Genomic DNA, 2,243 nt, shown 5'->3' on the forward strand with positions numbered 1-2,243 from the left:
GTCTGGCTCGAAGCCTGGCTGCAGAAGTACGAAGGCACGATGCTCGTCATCAGCCACGATCGCGAATTTCTGGATGCCATCACCAAGGTCACGCTGCACCTCGACGAAACCAAATTGACCCGCTACACCGGCAACTACACCGCGTTTGAAGAGATGCGTGCCGAGCGGCTGATGCAGGCGCAAGCCAGCTTCGCCAAACAGCAAGAGCGCATGGCGCATTTGCAGAAGTTCATCGACCGTTTCAAGGCCAAGGCCAGCAAGGCCAAGCAGGCACAAAGCCGCGTGAAGGCGCTGGCCCGCATGGAAAAGCTGGGCCCGGTGCTGACCAGCAGCGATTTCCAGTTCGAGTTCCGCGAGCCACAAAGCCTGCCCAACCCGATGTTGGCGTTTTCGATGATGAGCTGCGGCTACAACGGCACCGCCATCGTCAAAGACATCAACCGCTCGGTGCTCGCCGGCCAGCGCATCGGCATCCTCGGTGCCAACGGCCAGGGCAAGTCGACGCTCGTGAAGACCATCGCCAAAGAGATCCCGCTGATCTCGGGCGAGGTCACCGAAGGCAAAGGTTTGTCGATCGGCTACTTCGCCCAGCAAGAGCTCGACGTGCTCTCGCTCGACGACGGCCCGTTGATGCACATGATCCGCCTCGCGCGCGACGTGGGCCCGCAGGCGCGTGAGCAGGTCGCGACTTTCTCGGTTCCTTCCGCTTCGTCGGCGACATGGTCACGCAAGCCGTCGGTTCTCTCAGCGGTGGCGAGAAGGCGCGCCTGGTGCTGGCGATGCTGGTGTGGCAGCGCCCCAATCTGCTGCTGCTGGATGAGCCGACCAACCACCTCGACTTGACCACCCGCGAAGCCCTGAGCATGGCGCTCAACGAATTCGAAGGCACGGTGATGCTGGTGAGCCACGACCGCGCCTTGCTGCGCGAGGTGTGCGACGAGTTCTGGCTCGTCACCGCCGGTGGCGTGCAGCCCTTCGACGGCGACCTCGACGACTACCAGAAGTGGCTGCTCGACACCTCGCGCGAAATGGCCAAGGCTGCACGCGATGCCGGCAATGCGAAGGTGAAGGCCAAAAAAGCCGCAGTCGCCGCACCCGTGGCCGCAGCACCCGCCCCCGCTGCATCGACCAAAGACCGCAAGGCCACAGGCCAGGCACGGCAAAAGCTGGCCGAACAAACCAAGCCGCTGCGCAACGAACTGGCCGGCCTGGAGCGCAGCCTCGCCGCGATGACGCAAGAAAAAGCCAACATCGAAGCGGCCGCCGCCCAACCCGAGGTCAGCCCGGCCCAGCGTGTGGAGCAAGGCAAGCGCCTGAAGAAGATCGCTGAAGACACCGAGCAGGCCGAAGCCCGCTGGCTTCAGATCACCACCGAACTCGACGCACTCGCCGCCGCCGGCGAGGCCTGAGCCACCCCTGCCCTAAGCCCCTGGCCGCGGCAGGGTAAATGTATTGCACACAATTCAATTGCTCAATCTTTACTATCATTCGACCCATGGTTTCCACACGCCCACCCGCACAGACCGCCAACAGCCCGGCCAAAGACTGGCAGCTGCTCGACCAGCAGCTGTGCTTTGCGCTGTACTCCAGCTCGCTGGCCATGACCAAGCTCTACAAGCCGCTGCTGGCGCCGCTGGGCCTGACCTACCCGCAGTACCTGGCGCTGCTGGTGCTGTGGGAGCGTGACGGCCTTACCGTGAGCGAGCTGGGCGAGCGACTGTTCCTCGACTCGGGCACCCTCACCCCTCTGCTCAAGCGCATGGAAGCCGCCGGCTGGCTGCAACGCGAGCGCGCCAGCGACGACGAGCGCCGCGTGATCGTGAGCCTCACCACCGAAGGCCGCGCGCTGCGCCAGAAGTCCAAGCGTGTGCCCTTGCAACTGGCCCAGGCCACCCGCTGCGACCTGGGCGAGCTGGCCTCCCTGACACAACGCCTGCAGCAACTGCGCACGCAGCTGCTGAGCGCTGATGACGACGCGCAGCTTGCTGCGCATTGACGACCCTTGCAGACCGCTGCGCACTGATTGTTAGACCCATCCACCCACCCCTGAACGGAGCTCACCATGGCACTCGACAAAGTCCTCTACACCGCCCACGCCACTTCCACCGGCGGTCGTGCCGGCACCACCGAATCGTCAGACGGCGCACTCAAGGCCACGCTGACCACGCCCAAGGAGCTGGGCGGCGCAGGCGGCACCGGCACCAACCCAGAGCAGCTGTTTGCAGCAGGCTATTCGGCGTGCT

General features: G+C 64.5%; 2 protein-coding genes and 1 pseudogene. All 3 read left to right on the plus strand.

Annotation, left to right across the window (positions count from 1 at the left end):
* A pseudogene (locus RMO40_RS06750) lies at positions 1 to 1,409 on the plus strand (ABC-F family ATP-binding cassette domain-containing protein); the annotation flags it as partial.
* Between the two features lie 86 nt (positions 1,410 to 1,495).
* A complete protein-coding gene (locus tag RMO40_RS06755) occupies positions 1,496 to 1,996 on the plus strand; it encodes a transcriptional regulator, SarA/Rot family (RefSeq protein WP_309718094.1) in 501 nt (166 codons plus the stop codon).
* Positions 1,997 to 2,062: 66 nt separating this feature from the next.
* Positions 2,063 to 2,243 (plus strand): OsmC family protein (locus tag RMO40_RS06760; RefSeq protein WP_489660121.1); only part of this gene is annotated, 181 nt, incomplete at its 3' end.

Source organism: Rhizobacter sp. (genome assembly GCF_031412075.1).
Taxonomy (GTDB): Bacteria; Pseudomonadota; Gammaproteobacteria; order Burkholderiales; family Burkholderiaceae_C; genus Rhizobacter.